General features: G+C 72.5%; 15 protein-coding genes. 11 read left to right on the top strand and 4 right to left on the bottom strand.

The window, feature by feature from the left end; genetic code table 11:
* Positions 1 to 4 precede the first annotated feature (4 nt).
* Positions 5 to 2,599: an ATP-binding protein gene (locus tag QE401_RS06685; protein ID WP_307137470.1), complete on the top strand. Its 2,595-nt coding sequence runs from the start codon at positions 5 to 7 to the stop codon at positions 2,597 to 2,599.
* A 156-nt stretch (positions 2,600 to 2,755) separates the two neighbouring features.
* Here the strand turns inward: QE401_RS06685 and QE401_RS06680 are convergent, their stop codons facing one another.
* Positions 2,756 to 3,673, bottom strand: coding sequence for a crotonase/enoyl-CoA hydratase family protein (locus QE401_RS06680; RefSeq protein WP_307137469.1), 918 nt, complete (start codon positions 3,671 to 3,673; stop codon positions 2,756 to 2,758).
* Positions 3,674 to 3,901: 228 nt separating this feature from the next.
* Here QE401_RS06680 and QE401_RS06675 point away from each other — a divergent pair, with 228 nt between their 5' ends.
* A complete protein-coding gene (locus tag QE401_RS06675; protein WP_307137468.1) occupies positions 3,902 to 4,453 on the top strand; it encodes a sigma-70 family RNA polymerase sigma factor in 552 nt (183 codons plus the stop codon).
* A 79-nt stretch (positions 4,454 to 4,532) separates the two neighbouring features.
* Here the strand turns inward: QE401_RS06675 and QE401_RS06670 are convergent, their stop codons facing one another.
* The gene (locus QE401_RS06670; RefSeq protein ID WP_307137467.1) at positions 4,533 to 4,970 is read right to left on the bottom strand and encodes a PRC-barrel domain-containing protein; all 438 of its coding nucleotides are present in this window, start codon (positions 4,968 to 4,970) and stop codon (positions 4,533 to 4,535) included.
* A 181-nt stretch (positions 4,971 to 5,151) separates the two neighbouring features.
* On the opposite strand from QE401_RS06670, the gene QE401_RS06665 reads away from it, so the two are divergent.
* The 7 genes from QE401_RS06665 (at position 5,152) to QE401_RS06635 (ending at position 11,016) form a co-directional block, all read left to right on the top strand.
* Positions 5,152 to 5,355 (top strand): hypothetical protein, encoded by a 204-nt coding sequence (locus QE401_RS06665; protein WP_307137466.1) that lies wholly within the window; start codon positions 5,152 to 5,154, stop codon positions 5,353 to 5,355.
* Between the two features lie 172 nt (positions 5,356 to 5,527).
* On the top strand, positions 5,528 to 5,827 hold the full coding sequence (locus QE401_RS06660) for a KGG domain-containing protein (RefSeq protein WP_475638075.1): 300 nt from the start codon (positions 5,528 to 5,530) through the stop codon (positions 5,825 to 5,827).
* Positions 5,828 to 5,893: 66 nt separating this feature from the next.
* On the top strand, positions 5,894 to 6,097 hold the full coding sequence (locus QE401_RS06655) for a hypothetical protein (RefSeq protein WP_307137464.1): 204 nt from the start codon (positions 5,894 to 5,896) through the stop codon (positions 6,095 to 6,097).
* A gap of 61 nt (positions 6,098 to 6,158) precedes the next feature.
* Positions 6,159 to 6,452, top strand: coding sequence for a hypothetical protein (locus QE401_RS06650; protein WP_307137463.1), 294 nt, complete (start codon positions 6,159 to 6,161; stop codon positions 6,450 to 6,452).
* Between the two features lie 19 nt (positions 6,453 to 6,471).
* Positions 6,472 to 9,246 (top strand): DNA ligase D, encoded by a 2,775-nt coding sequence (ligD, locus tag QE401_RS06645; RefSeq protein ID WP_307137462.1) that lies wholly within the window; start codon positions 6,472 to 6,474, stop codon positions 9,244 to 9,246.
* A complete protein-coding gene (gene ku / locus QE401_RS06640) occupies positions 9,246 to 10,292 on the top strand; it encodes a non-homologous end joining protein Ku (protein WP_307137461.1) in 1,047 nt (348 codons plus the stop codon). Before ligD ends, ku begins: the two co-directional genes overlap by 1 nt.
* A gap of 82 nt (positions 10,293 to 10,374) precedes the next feature.
* Positions 10,375 to 11,016: a PA2169 family four-helix-bundle protein gene (locus QE401_RS06635; protein ID WP_307137460.1), complete on the top strand. Its 642-nt coding sequence runs from the start codon at positions 10,375 to 10,377 to the stop codon at positions 11,014 to 11,016.
* Positions 11,017 to 11,091: 75 nt separating this feature from the next.
* Here the strand turns inward: QE401_RS06635 and egtD are convergent, their stop codons facing one another.
* Positions 11,092 to 12,042, bottom strand: a complete 951-nt coding sequence (egtD, locus tag QE401_RS06630) for an L-histidine N(alpha)-methyltransferase (RefSeq protein ID WP_307137459.1) — start codon at positions 12,040 to 12,042, stop codon at positions 11,092 to 11,094.
* Between the two features lie 4 nt (positions 12,043 to 12,046).
* Positions 12,047 to 13,309, bottom strand: a complete 1,263-nt coding sequence (egtB, locus tag QE401_RS06625; protein WP_307137458.1) for an ergothioneine biosynthesis protein EgtB — start codon at positions 13,307 to 13,309, stop codon at positions 12,047 to 12,049.
* A 208-nt stretch (positions 13,310 to 13,517) separates the two neighbouring features.
* Here egtB and QE401_RS06620 point away from each other — a divergent pair, with 208 nt between their 5' ends.
* Positions 13,518 to 16,724, top strand: a complete 3,207-nt coding sequence (locus QE401_RS06620; RefSeq protein WP_307137457.1) for an alpha-1,4-glucan--maltose-1-phosphate maltosyltransferase — start codon at positions 13,518 to 13,520, stop codon at positions 16,722 to 16,724.
* Positions 16,725 to 16,727: 3 nt separating this feature from the next.
* Positions 16,728 to 19,982: a maltose alpha-D-glucosyltransferase gene (treS, locus tag QE401_RS06615; protein WP_307137456.1), complete on the top strand. Its 3,255-nt coding sequence runs from the start codon at positions 16,728 to 16,730 to the stop codon at positions 19,980 to 19,982.

Below are 19,982 nucleotides of genomic sequence, written 5' to 3'. Positions count from 1 at the left end.
CGCCATGCCCTGGACCCGGACCGCGCCGCCGCCCCTCCCGCCGCCCGCGCCGGGGGCCGCCATGCCAGGCGCGGCGCCCCCGGCCGCGCCGCCGCCGCGCGGCGCGCGCGGCCTGGCGGCGCGGCTGTTCGGCCCGCTGCTGGCGCGGCTGCGCGCCCGCCCCGACAGCGAGCACGAGATGAGCCTGAACCGCCTGGTCTTCGGCGGCATCATCCTGCTGGTGGTCTGGGCCAGCGGCGGCCCCGGCCTGGCGCTGGCCGGCATGGCGGCCTTCTTCCTGCTGGCGATCGGCGTGCTGGCGCACATCATCGCCTTCCCCGCCAGCAACCGGGCGCGGCGCCTGGCCGCGGTGCTGCTGGATTGCGGCTTCCTCTCGCTGCAGCTGCACTGGGGCGGCGAGGCCGTGGCCATGTTCTGGCCGGTCTATCTCTGGGTGGTGTTCGGCAATGGCTTCCGCTTCGGCCTGGCCTGGCTGCGCATCGCCATGCTGGGGGCGCTGGCCGGCTTCGGCGCGGTGGTGCTGGCCACCCCCTTCTGGCAGGAGCAGCTGCATCTGGGCATCGGCCTCTGGGTCGGGCTGCTGATCCTGCCGCTCTATGCCGGCACGCTGATCCGCAAGCTGTCCCAGGCCAAGCAGCAGGCCGAGGCGGCGAGCAGCGCCAAATCCCTGTTCCTGGCCAGCGTCAGCCACGAGCTGCGCACGCCGCTGAACGCCATCATCGGCATGGGCGGGCTGCTGCGCGGCACGAAGCTGGATGGCGAGCAGCGCGAGATGCTCGCCACCGTCGACAGCGCCGCCCGCTCGCTGCTGTCGCTGATCGACGACATCCTGAACCTGTCGCGCATCGAGGCGGGGCGCATGCCCTCCGAGCAGGTGGAATTCGCCCCCGCCGCCCTGCTGGCCGAGCTGCGCGCCCTGCTGGCGGCGCAGAGCCGCGACAAGGGGCTGCGCTTCTCCCTGCATCTGACGCCGCGCATCCCGGCCATGCTGCGCGGCGACCGGCGGCATCTGCTGGATGTGCTGCTGAACCTGGCCGGCAATGCGGTGAAATTCACCGCCGAGGGCGGGGTGACGGTGGCGCTGGACGCCGTGCCGCAGCCGGGCGGCGGGCTCAGGCTCCGCGCCGAGGTCTCGGACAGCGGCATCGGCATCGCGCCCGAGGCGCAGGAGCGCATCTTCGAGACCTTCACCCAGGCCGATTCCAGCATCATCAACCGCTTCGGCGGCACCGGGCTGGGGCTGGCCATCTGCCGCCGCCTGGTGCAGCTGATGGGCGGCACGATCGGCGTGCGCTCCGCCCCCGGCGAGGGCGCCACCTTCCATTTCGAGGTGCCGGTGGCGCCGGCCGAGGCGGCGCCGGCGGCGCTGGCGGGCCTCGCCGTGGTGCTGCTGGACCCGGCGCCGATCCGCGCCGCGGCGCTGGCCGAGCGGCTGGCCGGGCTCGGCGTCGAGGCGCGGCCGGCGGCCGATGCGGCCGAGGCGCTGCGGCTGCTGCGCGCCCGGCCCGAGGGGCCGGAGGGGCGCTGCCTGCTGCTGGCCTATGCCGGCGCGGCGCTGCCGCCGGAGGAGCATGCCCGGCATCCGCGCCTGCTGATCGCCGCCGAGCCGGTGGAGGGCCTGCCGGAGGAGGCGCTGCGCCAGGCCTGCGTCGCGCTGCTGCCGCCCGCCTCCGACGACGCGACCATCGCCAATGCGCTGCACAACGCCGCCGCGCTAGCGGCGGCGGCACCGGCCGCGGCCGAGAGCGACGCGCCGGCGGCGGATGCCCAGCCCGCCCTGCCGCCGCCCGCGCCCTCCCGCCGGCTGCGGGTGCTGGTGGCCGATGACAGCCGGGTCAACCAGCGCGTCTTCGCCCGCATCCTGGAGCGCGGCGGGCATGAGGTGCTGCTGGCCGACAATGGCGACATCGCCCTCGACGTGCTGGAGCGCGAGGCGGAGCGGCTCGACCTGGTGCTGATGGACCTGAACATGCCCGAGATGGACGGGCTGGAGGCCACCAAGCTGTTCCGCGTCATGGCGCTGGGCCAGCCGCATCTGCCGATCCTGGCGCTGACGGCGGACGCCACCGAGACGGCCGAGCGGAGCTGCCGGGAGGCCGGCATGGATGGCTATCTGGTCAAGCCGATCGAGGCCGAGACGCTGCTGCGCGTGGTCGAGGAGAAGGCGCGCCCGCCGCGCCCCGGCACCGCCCTGGCCCCGGCGGTGGCCGAGATCGCCTCCCACCCCCGCTTCCGCGCCAGCGGCCCGGCGCTGGACGGGGAGACGGTGGAGAATCTGCGCCGCCTGGGCGGCGAGGATTTCCTGGCGCAGCTGGCGCGTGACTTCCTCGAGGACGCCGCCCGGCTGATCGAGGAGATCGGCCAGGCGGCGCTGCAGGGCGACATGGCGCGCTTCCATGCCGAGGCGCATGCGCTGCGCAGCAGCGCCGCCAATCTCGGCGCCATCGGCATCACCCGGCTCTGCGGCGAATGGCGCAAGCTGAGCCGCGAGGAGGTGATGCGCGAGGGCGCCGATCTGGCGCTGCGCGCGCGGGCGGAGCTCGAGCGGCTGCGCCAGGCGCTGCTGCCCGCCAGCAACGGGCAGAGCCATCGCGGCTGAGCCCGCCGCGGCGCGGCGACGGTGTCGCGGCGGGCTCCCCCGGTGCCGCCGCGCCCGCCTCCCCGCCGCCGGGCACCGGCCCGGCCGGCGCCCGCCCGCAACCCCACAACCACCGGCGCGCCGGGAGGGGTCCCGGCGCGCCGGCGCGATGCCGGCTCATTCGGCCGCGGTCGCGTAGCCGGGCGAGCCCATGGCGGCCAGGCGCCGGTCCTGCGCCGCCACCAGCCGGTCCATCTTCTTCAGGTCGGCCTCGCCCAGATTCATCGCCGCCGCGGCCCACATCTCGACCACGTCGCGCAGCTCCTCCAGCGTGACCGGGTCGACCCGGCGGCGCGCCCGCAGCATGGTCAGCAGCGCGTTGTGCTTGCGGGCATGCCGGGCGATGTATTCGCGCGCCACCGTCTCGCCCTCGCCATCCTCGGCCAGGATGTCGACCACGCCCATCTCGTGCAGCTCCTCGGCGCTGTGGATGCGGCCCGAGCTGATCAGCGCCTCCGCCCGGCGCCGGTCGATCCGGCGGGAGAGGAAGCTGTAGGCGCCCATGCCGGGGAACATGTTGAACAGCACCTCCGGCAGGCCGAGCTTGGCGCTGCGCTCGGCCACGATCATGTCGAAGGAGAGCGCATGCTCGAAGCCGCCGCCCAGCGCGTCGCCCTGCACCAGGGCCAGCGTCACCATGGGCTGGCCGAAGGCGATGTGGTTGCGGTGGATCGCCTCCACCGCGACATGGCCGTAGCGCACCAGCGACTCGTGGTCGCGGGAGCGGATGCGCTCGGCGAAATGCGCCAGGTCGCCGCCCAGATTGTAGATGCCGGGCACGGCGGAGGCCATGACGAACCAATCGGCCGGCGGCGTGGCGCTGGCCGAGAACTGCGCCGCCACATGGTGCTGCATGGCGTGCACGTCGCGCATCAGCGCCATGGTGTAGCTGGGCTTGCCGGCGGGGGTCATGTGGCACCAGAGGCTGCGGCTTTGCTCCTCCAGCCGCAGGGACAGATTGTCGAATCGCGCCTGCAGGCTGCCCTGGCGGCTGGCGGGCAGGTCCTGGGCGGCGACGGGACGGTCGAGATACATGGGGGAACTCTCCTGCTGGGGCGGCGCGGCCGCCCTGGCTGCGGCGCCGCCCGCCGACCACCGGCGGGCGCGATCGGGTCGCCGCAGCGCAGCATCTTAACGTGCGCCTAACATCCGCGTGTGGAGGGGTTTCGCGCTTTCGTTTCGCACCCGCTGTGGCCGGCGGGTCGCAACTCCCCCTCCGGCGGCACGTTTGAACCGGCAATGCAGTCAGCAAATCAGGTCAAAATGGCGCCGATCGAAGATGAACTGCTCGCCTGCCTGCCCGATCTCCGCGCCTATGCCCGGTCCCTGACGCGCAACCGGCATGATGCGGATGACCTGGTGCAGGACGCCGTGGTGCGGATGCTCAATTCCGCCGACCGCTTCCAGCCCGGAACCAATTTCAAGGCCTGGGCCTTCACCATCCTGCGCAACCGCTTCCTCAACGAATTCGTGGCGAAGCGGCGGCTGACGCGGGAGATGGACGATAGCGAGCTGGAGCGCATCACCGTCTCCGCCCGCCAGGATGAGGGGCTGGAGCTGTCCGATTTCCAGCGCATCTTCCACCGCCTGCCGGAGGATCACCGCTCGATCCTCACCCTCGTGGCCGGCTCCGGCCTGCCCTACGAGGATGTGGCGAAGGTGCTGGGCTGCGCGGTGGGCACGGTGAAGAGCCGGGTGCACCGGGCGCGCTCCGCCCTCTACGCCCTGCTCGAGGAGGAGAATGCGACGCGCCAGCCGGCGCCGCGATTCCACCGCAGCCATTCGCTGGAGGAGCGCCGCCGGCTGGCCAGCTAGGCGGCGCGCCGCCCCGCCCGGGGGCGCATCCTGCGGACGACATTTGGGGAGGGCGCGCGCCCTCCCCTTTCGCATGGGCTCAGAGCCCGTCGCGCGAGCCATAGGGCGAAGGCCCGTAATAGCCGCGCAGCTTCTCCCCCCAGCCATGATCCGACCAGTCCACCGGCTGGTCCTGCGGATAGGAGGGCGCCGCGGAAAGCTGCGCCTCGGTCACATCGACCACATAGCCGCCGAGCCCGGTGTCATAGCGCAGCCGGTCCCAGGGCAGCGGGTAGTGCGAGGTGTTGAAGCCCAGGAACCCGCCGAAGCTCAGCACGGCGTATTCGACGCGGCCCTCGACCTTGTCGATCATCAGCGTCTCGATGGCGCCGAGCCTGTTGCCGGAGGGGTCGTAGACCGCCGTGCCCTCGACCCGGTCGGAGGCGATCAGCGGCGCGCCGCGCGGCGGATCGAGCGGCGGCGGCGCGCCGCCGGTATCGGGGGCCAGGGGCGGGGTTGCGGGGCTGCTGCCGGACATGTCGGGGCCTCCTGTCGCTGTTGCGGCCATGTCGCTGCAACGCGGCGGCCCGCCCGCGGTTCCGCGGCGCCGCGTGGCGCAGCCCCCCCGCCCCGGCCCGGCGGTGCAACTTCAAGCGGCGCCAGGCTTTTTCCCCCAGCGCAGGGAGTACCCCCTGGCACGATCGAGGGAGCCTGCCGCCATGAGCGACACCAGCGACAAGCCTGCCCGCGAGCGCGTCATCGAGCCGCCGCCCGGCCACCACGCGGCGCCGATGCCGGACAAGCCCATCCCCACCAACGAGGCCCGGCAGGGCGTCACCCTCGGCCGCGTCCGCTGGGTGCTGCTGATCTCCCTGGTCCTGGTGGTGCTGGGCTTCATCTTCTCGGCGGTGCTGAGCACCTGACTGTCCCCATCCCGGGTCACACAGGCGTGAACCGGCCGGTTTTTCCGCAGCAGCGCCAGCAGGGCGGGAACTTGAGCGAAGCGGGGCGGTTGGTCGGAAGCCTGGGCGTCGCGATGCCCGGCCCCTTCAACCCCACCGGCCCCGGCGCGGGGCCAGCGACAGGAGCATGACCATGAGTCAGACTCGCAGCAGCGGCGGCGGCAAGCAGGGCTTCGCCTCGATGGACCAGGAGAAGCAGCGCAGCATCGCCTCCAAGGGCGGCCAGTCCGTGCCCGCGGCCAAGCGCAGCTTCGCCCAGGATCCGAGCCTCGCCGCCGAGGCCGGCCGCAAGGGCGGCCAGGCGGTCAAGGCGGCCGACCGTTCCTTCTCCCGCGACCGCAGCCTGGCGGCGCAGGCCGGCCGCAAGGGCGGCCAGGCGACCCACAGCAAGACCGGCCGCTCCGCCAGCGAGCCGGCCGCCGGCGAGGCCTGACGCACCGGCCGGCGCGGTCCCGCGCCGGCAGTCGCCGAGGCCGAGATCCCACCTGGAACCCGATTGATGCCCCTGACCCGCTTCGCGCCGCTTTCCGAAACCCAGGAAGACAGCCCGTCCTACGCGCTGCGGGCGGCGCTGGCGCAGCGCCTGGCCGCGCATCGCGCCTCGGTGCGGGAGGCCGCGCTGCGGCTCGGCCAGGGCCTGCCGGCCGCGGCCGAGCAGGCGGGGCGTCCATTGGGCGAGCTGCGGCTGGCCGCATCGCGCTGACGGCCGCGCGGCGCCCGCGGGCGCCCCGGCCGCCGCACCCGTTCTGCAAGGAGGATCCGCCATGTCCGACACCCGACAGCCGCCCCGCCCGCCCGCCGGCGATGGCCAGGCCAGCACCCATGCCGGCCAGGCCGAGACGCGCCGCGCGCAGCTGACGCCGGAGACGCCGCAGCCGCCGCCCAGCATCCCGGAGCGGCCGGCCGAGGCGCCGCCCGCGCCCAGCCCGCCGCCGCCGGAGGCGCCGCCGCGCGAGGACCCGCAGCCGCGCCCGGTGCCGCCCACCGCGCACAAGGAATTCCCGGGCACGCAATACGGCACGGCCGAGCCGGTCGAGCCGCCGCCCGCCAAGCGCTGAGCCGGGGCGGGAGGCGGCGATGGCGGCTTCGCCGTCCCCCGCGCCGAGCCTGGAGCGCTACCGGCAGAAACGGCATTTCGACCGCACGCCGGAGCCCGGCCCCGCCGCGCCTCGCGCCGGCCGCCGCCCGCCCATCTTCGTCGTGCAGAAGCATGATGCGCGCCGCCTGCACTGGGATTTCCGCCTGGAGCATGGCGGCGTGCTGTGGAGCTGGGCGGTGCCGAAGGGGCCCTCCCTGGACCCCGCCGACAAGCGCCTGGCGGTGCGCACCGAGGACCATCCCCTCGCCTATGCCGAATTCGCCGGCACCATCCCGGAGGGCCAGTATGGCGCCGGCACGGTGGAGCGCTGGGATTATGGCCGGTGGGACGGCCCGGCCGACCCCGCCGCCGCCCTGGCCAGGGGCGAGCTGAAATTTACCCTGGAGGGCCGCCGGCTGCGGGGCCGCTTCGTGCTGGTGCGCATGGCGCCACGCGGGCGGGAGAAGGGTGAGAACTGGCTGCTGATCAAGGAGCGCGACGATTTCGTCCAGCCCGGCGCCGATGCGGCGCGGCTGGAGGCAGCGATCGAAGCGCCACCGGCGCCAGGCCGGGCGCGGGGCGGCAAGCCCGTCGCCAGCCGGGGCCAGGCAGGCCGTGCCAGCGGGACGGCGTCGGCAGAGACGCGGGAGGCCTCCCGCAAGGCAGCGTCGCGGGCCGCGGAAAAAGGATCATCGCGTGGCTCCGGCGCGACCCCCGCCCGGATCGCCGCCCAGGCGACCGCCCCCGGCCGGCCGGCGGCACCCGGGACGAAAGGCCGCGCCGCCCCCGCCCGCCCGGACACGCCCCCTGCCCCCGGCGCCCGCCGCGCCGGCCTGCCGAAGGAGGCGCGCCCGCAGCTGGCGAGCCTGGCCACCGAACTGCCCGAGGAGCCCGGCTGGCTCAGCGAGGTGAAGTTCGATGGCTACCGTATCCTGCTGCGGCTGCAGGGCGGCAAGGCAAGGCTGATCACCCGCGGCGCGCAGGACTGGACCCACCGCCTGCCGGAGCTGGCGAAAGCCGCCGAGGCGCTGGGCCCGCGCGACGCGCTCCTGGATGGCGAGCTGGTGGCGCTGCGGCGCGACGGGCTTTCCTCCTTCGGCGATCTGCAGAAAGCCCTGTCGGAGGGCCGCACCGGCGGGCTGCATCTCTATCTGTTCGACCTGCTGCACTGGGAGGGCTGGGATCTGCGCCGCGCTCCGCTGGTGGCGCGCAAGGCGGCGCTGCAGCGGCTGGTCGGCTTCGACGACCGGCTGCGCTACAGCGACCATGTCGAAGGCCAGGCCGAGGCGATGCGGGCCCGCGCCTGCGCCATGGGGCTGGAAGGCATCATCAGCAAGCGCGCCGACGCACCCTACGCCGCCGGCCGCAGCACCGCCTGGCGCAAGCTGAAATGCGGCGGGCGGGAGGAGCTGGTGATCCTGGGCTGGACGCCCCCCGCCGGCAGCCGCCAGCATTTCGGCGCGCTGCATCTGGGCTATTACGACCTCGACGGCGCGCTCCATTATGCGGGCGGCGTCGGCACCGGCTTCGATGCCGGCACGCTGCGCGATCTGCGCCGCCGCCTGGACCGGCTCGCCGCCGGCCGCCCGGCGCTGCGCCATGCCGGCGACCCGCCGGAGCGCGCGATCCACTGGGTGCGGCCGGAGCTGGTGGCCGAGATCCGCTTCATCGGCTGGACCGCCGCCGGACGGGTACGGCAGGCCGTCTTCCTGGGCCTGCGGGAGGACAAGCGCGCCGGCCAGGTGCGCCGCGCCGTGGTGGAGGCCGAGGGCAAGGAACACCGGCTGCCCGCCACGCGCGGCGGCGCCCGCGCCGCGCCGGAAGACCCGCCCGAGCCGCCCCCCACGAAACCGGCCCGTGCCAGCCCGGCGCGCGCGGCCGGAAAGGGCAAGGGCGACCCGGCCGCGCCACGGCTGACGCATCCCGAACGTGAGCTCTGGCCCGGCATCACCAAGCAGGATCTGGCCGATTACTGGCGCGCCGTGGCGGAGCATGCCCTGCCCGGCATCGCCCAGCGGCCGCTGGCCCTGCTGCGCTGCCCGGAGGGTATCGACGGAGAGAGCTTCTTTCAGAAGCACGCCATGCGCGGCAACCCGCCCGCCCTGCGCGCCGGGGAGAGCCAGGGCGACCCCTATCTGGCGGTGGATGGCCTGGACGGGCTGCTGGCCTGCGCCCAGCTCGCGGCGATCGAGCTGCATGGCTGGGGCGCGCCCGAATCCGAGCCCGACCAGCCGGACCGGCTGGTGCTGGACCTCGACCCTGGCGAGGGCGTGGTCTTCGACGATGTGGTGCAGGCGGCGCGCGACATCCGCGACGCGCTGCGGGGCATCGGGCTGGAGAGCTTCTGCCGCACCAGCGGCGGCAAGGGGCTGCATCTGGTCGCCCCGCTGGCGCCGGGGGCGGATTGGGATTCGCTGCGCGATTTCGCGCGCGGCATCGCCGAGACGCTGTCGGCCGCCGCGCCGCGCCGCTTCGTCGCCACCGTCTCCAAGGCGAAGCGGCGCGGCCGCATCCTGATCGACTGGCTGCGCAACGGGCGCGGCGCCACGGCGGTGGCCAGCTTCTCGCCGCGCGCCCGGCCGGGCGCGCCGGTGGCGACGCCGCTCGCCTGGCGCGAGGTGAAGCCGGGCCTGGACCCGCTGGCCTTCACGCTGGAGACCGTGCCGAAGCGGCTGGCGCGGCAGCGCCGCGACCCGTGGGAGGGCTGGCACGATCTGCGCCAGCGCCTGCCCGCGCCGCCCGACGCCGCCCCCAAAACCAAGCGGAGCCGATGATGAGCGACCACACGCCCCGCCCCCTCTGGCGCGGCACGCTGCGCCTGGCGCTCGTCTCCTGCCCGGTGGCGCTGTTGCCGGCGCGGCATGAGCGGAACAATCTGCATTTCCACATGATCAACCCCGACACCGGCAACCGCGTGCGCATGCTGACGGTGGATGCCGAGACCGGCGAGGAGCTGCAGCGCCGCGATCTCCTGCGCGGCTATGAGGTGGAGAAGGACGAATACGTTACCCTGACGGAGGAGGATTTCGACTCCGCCCGGGTGGAGAGCAGCCGCACCCTGTCGCTCGGCAAATGCATCCCCCGCGATGCGATCGACCCGCTGCATTACGATGCCGGCTACTATCTGGTGCCGGATGGCGACGAGAATGCCGATGTCTATGCGGTGCTGCGCGAGGCGCTGGCGCAGAGCGGCATGATGGCGCTGTCCCGGCTGGTGCTGTTCCGGCGCGAGCGCGCGGTCGCCGTCATGCCGCGCGGCGATGGCATGGTGCTGCACACGCTGCTGGAGGAAGGCGATCTGCACGCCGCCGAGGATGCCTTCGCCGACATCCCGCATGAGCGCCCCGACCGCGCCATGGTGAAGCTGGCGCGTCAGCTGATCGAGCGCCAGGCCGATGAATACGACCCCGCCGATGCCGAGGATCGCTACGAGGCGCGGCTGCGCCAGCTGATCGAGGCGAAGCGCGAGGGCCAGGAGCTGGAGCCGGAAGAGGAGGAGGCGCCGCGCGGCAATGTCATCGACCTGATGACGGCGCTGAAGCGCAGCCTGGGCCAGGCGGGTGGCGGCGATGGCGGCGGCGGGTCGCGGCGCGGTTCCGCCGGGACGGGTTCCCGGGGCACCACGAAGCCGCCGCCCCGCCGTGCCACCGCCAGCAGCAAGGCCGCCCCCGCCAAGTCCAAGGCGAAACCCGCCGCTCGCAAAACCACGGCCAAGAGCGCCGGTCAGCCGCCGGCGAAGCAAGCGGCGCCAAAGAAGAGCGCGGCGACCCGCGCGAAGCCCGCCAGCAAGCCCGCCGCGCCGCGCCGCCGCAGCGCCTGAGACCAGGGGCGAGCGTCAACGAAGCGGCGGCCCCTGCGTTCTCCCTGCATGGGCCATCAGGCATGGCCGGAAAGGAGGCAGTATGAGCATCACCACCGGCAGGGAGGAGCGGCTGGTCGCCGCGGCGGACGGCATCCAGCCCGGCGCGCTGCGCACCCTCAGCGCCTATCTGCATGACAGCCATCGCGGCTATGACCAGGGGCGGCGCCTGACCTCGGACCGCTTCCTGCGCATCGAATTCGCCGAGCTGGCGGAGAAGCGCGAGCGCATGGCGCAGGAGGTCGACACGCTGCTGCGCCAGCACAATGAGGCGCCGCGCAAGGGCGGCAGCACGCTGGGCGCCGCGCATCGTGTCTATCTGGACCTGAAGGGCAGCCTGTTCGGCCAGGGCCGCGCCCGCGTGCTGCGCGAGGTGGTGCGCGGCGAGGCGGCGCTGGAAGACGCCTATGACGAGGCGCTGGACAGCCACGACCTGCCGGCCGAGGCGCGTGCCCTGCTGCAGCGCCAGCATCGCCAGGTGCGTGCCACGCGCGACCGCTACGCCGCCATGCTGGACGAGGATGGCGGCGAGCAGCCGCTGGTTCCGGTGCAGGGCAAGGGGCTGGTGGCGCGCTTCAACCGCTTCACCCAGCCGGTGGTGTCCAACCCGATCCTCTCGGCCATCGCGGTCACCGCCGTCTCGGTGCTGACGGCGCGGCTGCTGCGCGGCCATCGCTACCGCTGAAGCGGCGCAGGTCGAAAAGGAAGGCCCGGGGCGAGCGATCGCCCCGGGCCTTCCTGCATTCAGCGCCCTGCTGCTTCAGCCCAGCAGATGCAGCGAGAACATGCGCTGCGCATCGGTCCACAGCGCCTCGCCCCGCCAGCCGGCGGCCTCCGCCATCGCCAGGAAACGCTCCGGCGCGTGCTTGTGGCTGCTCTCGGTGTGGATGGTCTCGCCGGCCGCGAAATGCAGCTCGACACCGGCCACCGTCGCGCGCTGGTCGCGGCGGCTTTCCAGATGCATCTCGATGCGGCTCTGCGCCGCGTTCCACACCGCCTTGTGCGCGAAGCCGGCCGGGTCGAACTCGGCCGCCGCCTCGCGGTTCAGCCGGTGCAGCAGATTCAGGTTGAAGGCGGCGGTGACACCGGCCGGATCGTCATAGGCCGGCACCAGCACGGCAGGGTCCTTCGGCAGGTCGACCCCCACCAGGAAGCGCGCCCCCTCGCCCAGCGTCTGCCGCGCGGCGCGCAGGAAGTCGATCGCCGCCGCCTCCTCCAGATTGCCGATGGTGGAGCCGGGAAAGAAGCCGAGCAGCCGGCCCGGCAGCTCGGGCAGTGCCAGCGCCTCCATGAAATTGCCGGTGATCGGCTGCACGGCGAGGCCGGGGAAACGCTGCCGCACCGCCTCCGCCGTCGCCGCCACCGCGCCCGGCGCGATGTCGAGCGGCGCATAGGCGGAAGGCCGGTCGAGGGCCGCCAGCAGCAGCGCCGCCTTGGTGGCCGAGCCCGCGCCATATTCGACCACGGCCGCGTCGGGACCGATGCGGCGCGCCAGATCCGGGCCGATCTGGCGCAGCAGCGCCAGCTCGGTGCGGGTGACATAGTATTCCGGCAGGGTGGTGATGGCCTCGAACAGCCGGCAGCCTTCCGGATCGTAGAGCAGATGCGGCGGCAGCGTCTTGCGCGGCGCCGTCAGGCCGCGCAGCGCGGTCTCCGCCACCAGCGGGTCGAAGGCGCTGGCGGCTGCGGCGAGCGTCGGGATCGGATGCATGCTCTCACGCCTCCTCGGCGAGGCGCAGGCCGGTGAATTGCCAGCGCCGGTCGGGATGGAAGAAATTGCGATAGGTCAGCCGCGCATGATCCGGCGGCGTGGCGAGCGAGCCGCCGCGCAGCACCATCGCGTTGATCATGAACTTTCCGTTGTACTCGCCGACCGCGCCCTCGGCGGTGCGGAAGCCCGGATAGGGGCGGTAGGCGCTGCCGGTCCATTCCCAGACGAAGCGCGCCGCATCCTCGAGCAGGCCGCGCCGCGCCGCGTGCTCCCACTCCGCCTCGGTGGGCAGGCGCTTGCCGGCCCAGCGGGCAAAGGCATCGGCCTCGTACCAGGAGATGTGGCGCACCGGTGCGGCGGGGTCGAGCGGCCGCATCCCGCCCGGCGTCATCTGCATCCAGTGGCCGTCGCGCTTTTCCCAGTGCATCGGGGATTCCCAGCTCTCGGCCTGGACCGCCGAGAATCCTTCCGACATCCACAGCAGGGGCTGGCGATAGCCGCCATCGGCGATGAAGCCGCACCATTCGGCATTGCTCACCAGGTGGGAGGCGATGCGGAAGGGCTGCAGCAGCACCTCGTGGCAGGGCCGCTCATTGTCGAAGGCGAAGCCGCTGTTCAGCGCGCCGATGCGCACCACCCCGCCTTCCACGACGTGCATCGCCGCCGCCTCGCGCGAGGGGCCGGCCGGCTCCTGCCAATTCGGCAGCATGGCGGGGCGCAGCGGATTGAGGGAAAATCCGTGCAGCAGATCGGTCACCAGCAGCTCCTGGTGCTGCTGCTCATGCTGCAGGCCGAGCTCGACCAGCTCCAGCGCCCCGAGCGGCAGCGCCGTGGCCAGCAGCCGCTCCATCGCCGCATCGACATGGCGGCGATAGGCGCCGACCTCCTCGGCCGAGGGTCGCGTCAGCATGCCGCGCTGCGGCCGCGCATGCCGCGGCCCGGCCTGCTCGTAATAGGAGTTGAACAGGAAGGCGAAGCGCCGGTCGCAGGGCTCATAGCCCGGCAGGAAGGGCGTCAGCAGGAACTGCTCGAAGAACCAGCTGGTATGCGCCCGGTGCCATTTCGCCGGGCTGGCATCCGGCATGGACTGGATGCACTGGTCCTCGGCGCTGAGATCGGCCGCCAGCGCCTCGGTATGGGCGCGCACCCGGCGCCAGCGGGCGGCCAGGGCGGCGATGTCCGGCTTGGCGATGTCGTGACCGGGGTCGGGGTTGTCAGGCGGGTCCCGGGTTTCGAGATTCGGGGCGTCGGGCCGCAGCGTCAGCATCGGCAGGGCACGCCCCGAGGCGGGGTGGCAGGTTCCATGGCGTGCGTCCTCATCCCACTCGGGGATGCGAACGCCAGGGCACCGGGCGGGTTGCGCGCGTCGCGGAAATGCCATGCGGCGCAACGCAACCCTGGCCATGCCTCAACGTTGGCCCGCGAGACCCAGAGGCCTTCCCTTCCAAAGCCCCCTGGCGAAAGGACGCGTCCCGTTGCCTGAAGCCGCATTGCCGAACGCCCTCTACCACCTCAACCCCTTCGCCCTCGGCCCGCTGGACGCGGCCCCGGCCGAGCTGGGACGCATCGCCGGCCTCGGCTTCGATGCCGTCTGCCTGGCCTCACCCTTCGATGCGGCGCCCGGCCAGGCCGGGCTGCTGCGCGACCCCGCCCGGCTGCACGAGGCGCTGGGCGGCGGCGAGGCGCTGCCGGCGCTCGCCCGCCTGGCCGAGGCGGCGCGCGGCCATGGCCTGGCGCTGCTGCTGGATGTCGAGGCCGGGCGGCTCTCCCGCCAGGCGCCGCTGCTGCGCCAGCAGGGCGGGCTGATCGCGGCGCCGGGCCTGGCCGACCTGCCGCCCGATCCACGCCGCGCCCCGGGCAGCGACGCCGCCGCGCGCCTGGCGAGCCCGGCGCCCGAGGCGCTGGCGCAATGGTGGCAGGCGCGCCTGGCCGAATGGCACGCCGCCGGCATCGCCGGCTTCCGCGTGCTGGACCCGGCCTGGGGCGGCGATTTCTGGGCGCGGCAGATCGCGGCGCTGCCGCGGGCCGGCTTCATCGCCTGGACCCCCGGCACCCCGGCCGGGGCGCTGCCGGCGCTGCGCCAGGCGGGCTTCGCCTTCGCCGCCTCCTCCCTGCCCTGGTGGGATTTCGGCGCCGGCTGGTGGGCGGAGGAGACCGAGCGCCTCTCCCCCATCGCGCCGCTGCTGATGGCGCCGGAGGCACCGCTCGGCCAGCGCCTGGCGGCGCAGCACAGCGACCGCGCCATCGCCGCCCGCGCCGCGCGGCGCGCCCTGCGCTTCGCCGCGCTGGCGGGCGGCGCCTGGCTGATGCCGATGGGCTTCGAATACGGCGCGCTGCACCGCGCCGGCCAGGGCGCGCAGGAGGCGGCGCATTTCGCCGCGCTGCGCCAGTCGCCGCGCATCGACCTGACCGATGCGGTGCGCGAGGCCAATGCGGAGCGCCGCGCCCTGCCGCGGCCGCTCGGCACGCCACGCCTGCTCTCCGCCCCGCGCGCGCCGGTGGCGCTGCTGCGCGAGGGCGCGGCGGGCCGCGTGCTGGTGGTAGCCAATTCCTCCCTGCAACGCCCGGCGCGCCTGTCGGCCGGGCAGCTCACCGGCCTGCTGCCGCGCCCCGGCCGCCTGCCCAAGGATGCCCTGAAGGATGGCGCGCTGCGCCTCGACCGCGGAGAGGTTCGCTGCATGACCATCGAGGACGTCACCCCGATCACCCTGCCCGATCTGCCGGTGGAGGCGGCGCTGGAGGCGGCGCGCATCGCCATCGAGGCGGTGCGGCCGGCGGTGGATGAGGGGCGCTTCCCGGTCAAGCGCGCGGTGGGCCAGGCGGTGCGCGTCACCGCCGACATCTTCACCGAGGGCCATGGCAAGCTGGCCGCCCGCCTGCTGTGGCGCGCCGCCGATGAGGAAGCCTGGCACGAGGTGCCGATGCTGCCGGTGGTCAACGACATCTGGGCGGCGAGCTTCGTGCCGGAGCGCATCGGCCGCCATGTCTATGGCGTCATCGCCTGGGTCGACCATTTCGAGGCCTTCCGCGACGAGATCGCCAAGAAGCACAAGGCCGGCGTGCCGATCGCGCTGGAGCGGCGCGAGGGTGTTGCCCATCTGGAGGAGGCGCTGCCCCGCCTGTCGGGCGCCGAGGCCGAGGAGCTGCGCGCCCTGGTCGCACGCCTGGCCGATGCCTCTGACGCCGAGGCGGTGGCGCTGTTCACCGCGCCGCGCACCCGCGAATTGATGACCGAGGCCGATGCCCGCCCCTTCCTGGCGCGCTCCGAGGCGATGCCGCTGGATGTCGAGCGGCGCGAGGCCGGCTTCGCGTCCTGGTACGAGATCTTCCCGCGCTCGCAGAGCGGCAGCACCGACCGGCACGGCACCTTCGACGATGTCATCCGCACCCTGCCGCGGGTGCGCGACATGGGCTTCGACGTGCTCTACTTCCCGCCGATCCACCCGATCGGCCAGAAGAACCGCAAGGGCCGCAACAACAGCCTGAAGGCCGAGCCCGGCGATCCGGGCAGCCCCTATGCCATCGGCTCCGAGGCGGGCGGGCATGACGCGCTGCATCCGGAGCTCGGCACGCTGGAGGATTTCCGCCGGCTGGTGGCGGCGGCCAAGGAGCATGGGCTGGAGCTGGCGCTGGATTTCGCCATCCAGTGCTCGCCCGACCATCCCTGGCTGCGCGAGCATCCCGAATGGTTCGCCTGGCGGCCGGATGGCAGCATCCGCTACGCCGAGAACCCGCCCAAGAAGTACGAGGACATCGTCAACGTCGAATTCTACGCCGAGGGCGCCAAGCCGGCGCTGTGGCTGGCGCTGCGCGACGTGGTGCTGTTCTGGGTGAAGGAAGGCGTGCGCCTGTTCCGGGTGGACAACCCGCACACCAAGCCCCTGCCCTTCTGGGAGTGGATGATCGGCGAGGTGCGCGCCAAGGCGCCCGATGCGGTGTTCCTGTCGGAAGCCTTCACCCGGCCCAAGGTGATGTACCGCCTGGCCAAGATCGGCTTCTCGCAGAGCTACACCTATTTCACCTGGCGCAACACCGCCTGGGAGATGCGGGAATATCTGGAGGAGCTGAACCGCGCGCCGGTGTCGGATTTCTTCCGCCCGCATTTCTTCGTCAACACGCCGGACATCAACCCAGTCTTCCTGCAGAACAATGGCCGCGGCGGGCATCTGATCCGCGCCGGGCTGGCGGCGACGCTGTCCGGCCTCTGGGGCGTCTATAACGGCTTCGAGCTGTGCGAGGCGCGCCCCGTGCCGGGCAAGGAAGAATATCTCGACAGCGAGAAATACGAGATCAAGGTCTGGGATTACGACCGCCCGGGCAACATCACCGCCGAGATCACGATGCTGAACCGCATCCGCCGGCAGAACCCGGCGCTGCACACGCATCTCGGCACCACCTTCCTGCGTTCCAACCATGACGGCATCCTCACCTATGTGAAGGCGACGCCGGAGGGCGAGAACATCGTGCTGGTCGCGGTCTCGATGGACCCGAACCAGCCGCTGGAGACCCATTTCGAATTGCCGCAGACCGCCCTCGGCCTGCCGCCCGGCGCCGGGCTGCTGGCCGAGGATCTGATCCATGGCGGGGAGGAGGCATGGCACGGCACGCATCGCCATGTCCGCCTGGACCCGCACAGCACGCCCTTCGCCATCTGGCGCATCCGCGCCGCCGACAAGGCCTGATCCATGCCGCGTAACAGCAAGCCGGAGATGCCGGCTGACCCGCTCTGGTACAAGGATGCGGTGATCTACCAGCTCCACATCAAGTCGTTCTTTGATTCGAACGATGATGGCGTGGGCGATCTGCCCGGGCTGATCGCCAAGCTGGACTACATCGAATCCCTCGGTGTGGACGCGGTCTGGCTGCTGCCCTTCTACCCCTCGCCGCGGCGCGACGACGGCTATGACATCGCCGAATACAAGGCGGTGCACCCGGAATACGGGTCGCTGGCCGACATCAAGCGCTTCATCCAGATGGCGCATGCGCGCAACATCCGCGTCATCACCGAGCTGGTGATCAACCACACCTCGGATCAGCATCCCTGGTTCCAGCGGGCGCGCAAGGCGAAGCCGGGCTCGGCGCATCGCGACTATTACGTCTGGTCGGACACCGACAAGAAGTATGATGGCACGCGCATCATCTTCCTCGACACCGAGAAGTCGAACTGGACCTGGGACGCCGAGGCGGGCGCCTATTTCTGGCACCGCTTCTACAGCCACCAGCCGGACCTGAATTTCGACAATCCGCAGGTGATGAAGGAGGTCACCTCCGTCATGCGCTTCTGGCTGGATGCCGGGGTGGACGGGCTGCGGCTGGACGCCATCCCCTATCTGATCGAGCGCGACGGCACCAACAACGAGAACCTGCCCGAGACGCATGTCGTCCTGAAGAAGATCCGCGCCGAGCTGGACAAGCACGCGCCGGGCCGCATGCTGCTGGCCGAGGCCAATCAGTGGCCCGAGGACACGCAGCAGTATTTCGGCGATGGCGATGAATGCCACATGGCGTTCCACTTCCCCCTGATGCCGCGCATGTACATGGCGATGGCGCAGGAGGATCGCTTCCCGATCACCGACATCCTGCGGCAGACGCCGGAGATCCCCGAGAACTGCCAATGGGCGATCTTCCTGCGCAACCATGACGAGCTGACCCTCGAGATGGTGACCGACAAGGAGCGGGATTATCTGTGGGAGACCTATGCCTCCGACAAGCGTGCCCGCATCAATCTCGGCATCCGCCGCCGCCTGGCGCCGCTGCTGGAGCATGACCGCCGCCGCATCGAGCTGATGAATTCCCTGCTGTTGTCCATGCCGGGCACGCCGGTCATGTACTATGGCGACGAGATCGGCATGGGCGACAACATCCATCTCGGCGACCGCGACGGCGTGCGCACGCCGATGCAATGGTCGCCCGACCGCAATGGCGGCTTCTCCCGCGCGACACCAGCGCAGCTGGTGCTGCCCGCCATCATGGACCCGGTCTATGGCTTCGAGGCGGTCAATGTCGAGGCGCAGAGCAACGACCCGCATTCGCTGCTGAACTGGACCCGCCGCATGCTGGCGGTGCGCAAGCGGCACAAGGCCTTCGGCCGCGGCAGCTTCGGCTATCTCTATCCCGGCAACCGCAAGATCCTGGCCTATCTGCGCGAGCATGAAGGCGAGACCATCCTCTGCGTCTGCAACCTGTCGCGCACGGCGCAGGCGGTGGAGCTCGACCTTTCCGCCTATGCCGGGCGTGTGCCGGTGGAGCTGGTGGGCGGCTCCTCCTTCCCGCCGATCGGGCAGCTGACCTATCTGCTGACCCTGCCGCCCTACGGGTTCTACTGGTTCCTTCTCGCCACGGAGGCTGCGATGCCGAGCTGGCATACCCCGGCGCCGGAAGCGATGTCCGAGCTCTCCACCCTGGTGCTGCGCGGGGGTGTGGCCGATGTGCTGGCGCCCGCGCCGCGCAAGGTGCTGGAGCAGGATTCGCTGCCGCAATACCTGGCCCGCCGCCGCTGGTTCGCCGGCAAGGATGGTGTGGTCGCGAGCGCCCGGCTCGCCTTCGCCGAGGCGCTCTCCACCGAGAATGGCGAGGCGCTGCTGGCCGAGGTGGAGGTCCCGGAGGGCGAGGGCACGGCGCGCTACCTGCTGCCGCTCGGCATCATCTGGGAGGATGACATCAGCACCGCGCTGCCGCAGCAGCTGGCGCTGGCGCGTGTCCGCCGCGGCCGCCGCGTCGGCCTGCTGACCGATGCCTTCGCGCTCGATTCCCTGCCCCAGGCGGTGCTGCGCGGGCTGCGGAATGAGGCAGTGATGAAGCTGTCGGAAGGCGAGATCCGCTTCCTGCCGACCTCGCTTTTCGATGCCGATGCCATCCCCGCCGATGCGGAGATCCGCCGCCTCTCGGCCGAGCAGTCCAATTCCTCCCTCATCATCGGCGACCATGCGGTGCTGAAGCTGGTGCGCCGCGTCACCGAGGGCATCAGCCCCGAGACCGAGATGACGCGCCACCTGACCGAGCGCGGCTTCGGCCAGACGGCGCCGCTGCTGGGCGAGGTGGTGCGGGTCTCGCCGGATGGCACGCCGCGCACCCTGGTCGTGGTGCAGGGCTTCGTGCGCAACCAGGGCGATGGCTGGGGCTGGACCATCGAGTTCCTGAACCGCTCCATCGCCGAGCTGGCGGTGAAGGACAATGCCTCGGACGAGCAGGACGACGCCTTCGCCAACTACGCCGTCTTCGCCGGCGCGCTCGGCAGGCGGCTCGGCGAGATGCACGCGCTGCTGGCCGAGGACAGCGAGGATGCCGCCTTCAGGCCCGAGCCTGCCAGCGAGAAGGACGTCAAGGCCTGGGCCAAGGCGGCGCGCGCGCAGTTCGAGGCGGCGCTGAAGGTGGCCGGCCAGAGCGAGGAGGCCGCGGCGCTGCGCGAGAATCGCGCCGGCCTGCTGGAGGCGATCGACCGGCTCGCCGCCAGCGCCGAGGGCACGCTGAAGACGCGCATCCATGGCGATTTCCATCTCGGCCAGGTGCTGGTGGTGCAGGGCGATGCCTGCATCATCGATTTCGAGGGCGAGCCCGCCAAGACCCTGGCGCAGCGCCGCGCCAAGAGCTCGCCGCTGCGCGACGTGGCGGGGCTGCTGCGCTCCTTCGACTATGCGGTGGCCAGCGCCGAGCCCGGTGCCGGCGCCGGCTCGGCCGAGACCACCGACCTGCATGATTCGCTGCTGGAGGGCTTCCGCCAGCGCGCCGCCGCCACCTTCCTGGAGGCCTATCGCGCCGCCCAGGCGGAGGCGCCGCGCCCCTGGTCGACGCCGGAGAGCGAGGCCGCGCTGCTCGATCTCTTCCTGCTGGAGAAGGCGGCCTACGAGGTCTGCTACGAGGCGGCCAACCGTCCCGGCTGGCTGCATATCCCGCTGGGCGGCCTCAGCCGCCTGGCCCATCGCCTGCTGGGCAAGGAGTGA

It is taken from the genome of Pseudoroseomonas cervicalis, from assembly GCF_030818485.1.
Classification (GTDB): domain Bacteria; phylum Pseudomonadota; class Alphaproteobacteria; order Acetobacterales; family Acetobacteraceae; genus Pseudoroseomonas; species Pseudoroseomonas cervicalis_A.
The sequence above is the reverse complement of the archived record's forward strand: the minus strand, read 5'-3'. Positions and strand labels throughout refer to the sequence as shown.

What these genes read in the sequence shown, in the direction of transcription:
- QE401_RS06685 (WP_307137470.1), top strand. Translation starts at nt 5, where the DNA reads ATGCCCTGGACCCGGACCGCGCCGCCGCCCCTCCCGCCGCCCGCGCCG.
- QE401_RS06680 (WP_307137469.1), bottom strand. Translation starts at nt 3,673, where the DNA reads ATGTATCTCGACCGTCCCGTCGCCGCCCAGGACCTGCCCGCCAGCCGC.
- QE401_RS06675 (WP_307137468.1), top strand. Translation starts at nt 3,902, where the DNA reads ATGGCGCCGATCGAAGATGAACTGCTCGCCTGCCTGCCCGATCTCCGC.
- QE401_RS06670 (WP_307137467.1), bottom strand. Translation starts at nt 4,970, where the DNA reads ATGTCCGGCAGCAGCCCCGCAACCCCGCCCCTGGCCCCCGATACCGGC.
- QE401_RS06665 (WP_307137466.1), top strand. Translation starts at nt 5,152, where the DNA reads ATGAGCGACACCAGCGACAAGCCTGCCCGCGAGCGCGTCATCGAGCCG.
- QE401_RS06660 (WP_475638075.1), top strand. Translation starts at nt 5,528, where the DNA reads ATGAGTCAGACTCGCAGCAGCGGCGGCGGCAAGCAGGGCTTCGCCTCG.
- QE401_RS06655 (WP_307137464.1), top strand. Translation starts at nt 5,894, where the DNA reads ATGCCCCTGACCCGCTTCGCGCCGCTTTCCGAAACCCAGGAAGACAGC.
- QE401_RS06650 (WP_307137463.1), top strand. Translation starts at nt 6,159, where the DNA reads ATGTCCGACACCCGACAGCCGCCCCGCCCGCCCGCCGGCGATGGCCAG.
- ligD (WP_307137462.1), top strand. Translation starts at nt 6,472, where the DNA reads ATGGCGGCTTCGCCGTCCCCCGCGCCGAGCCTGGAGCGCTACCGGCAG.
- ku (WP_307137461.1), top strand. Translation starts at nt 9,246, where the DNA reads ATGAGCGACCACACGCCCCGCCCCCTCTGGCGCGGCACGCTGCGCCTG.
- QE401_RS06635 (WP_307137460.1), top strand. Translation starts at nt 10,375, where the DNA reads ATGAGCATCACCACCGGCAGGGAGGAGCGGCTGGTCGCCGCGGCGGAC.
- egtD (WP_307137459.1), bottom strand. Translation starts at nt 12,042, where the DNA reads ATGCATCCGATCCCGACGCTCGCCGCAGCCGCCAGCGCCTTCGACCCG.
- egtB (WP_307137458.1), bottom strand. Translation starts at nt 13,309, where the DNA reads ATGCTGACGCTGCGGCCCGACGCCCCGAATCTCGAAACCCGGGACCCG.
- treS (WP_307137456.1), top strand. Translation starts at nt 16,728, where the DNA reads ATGCCGCGTAACAGCAAGCCGGAGATGCCGGCTGACCCGCTCTGGTAC.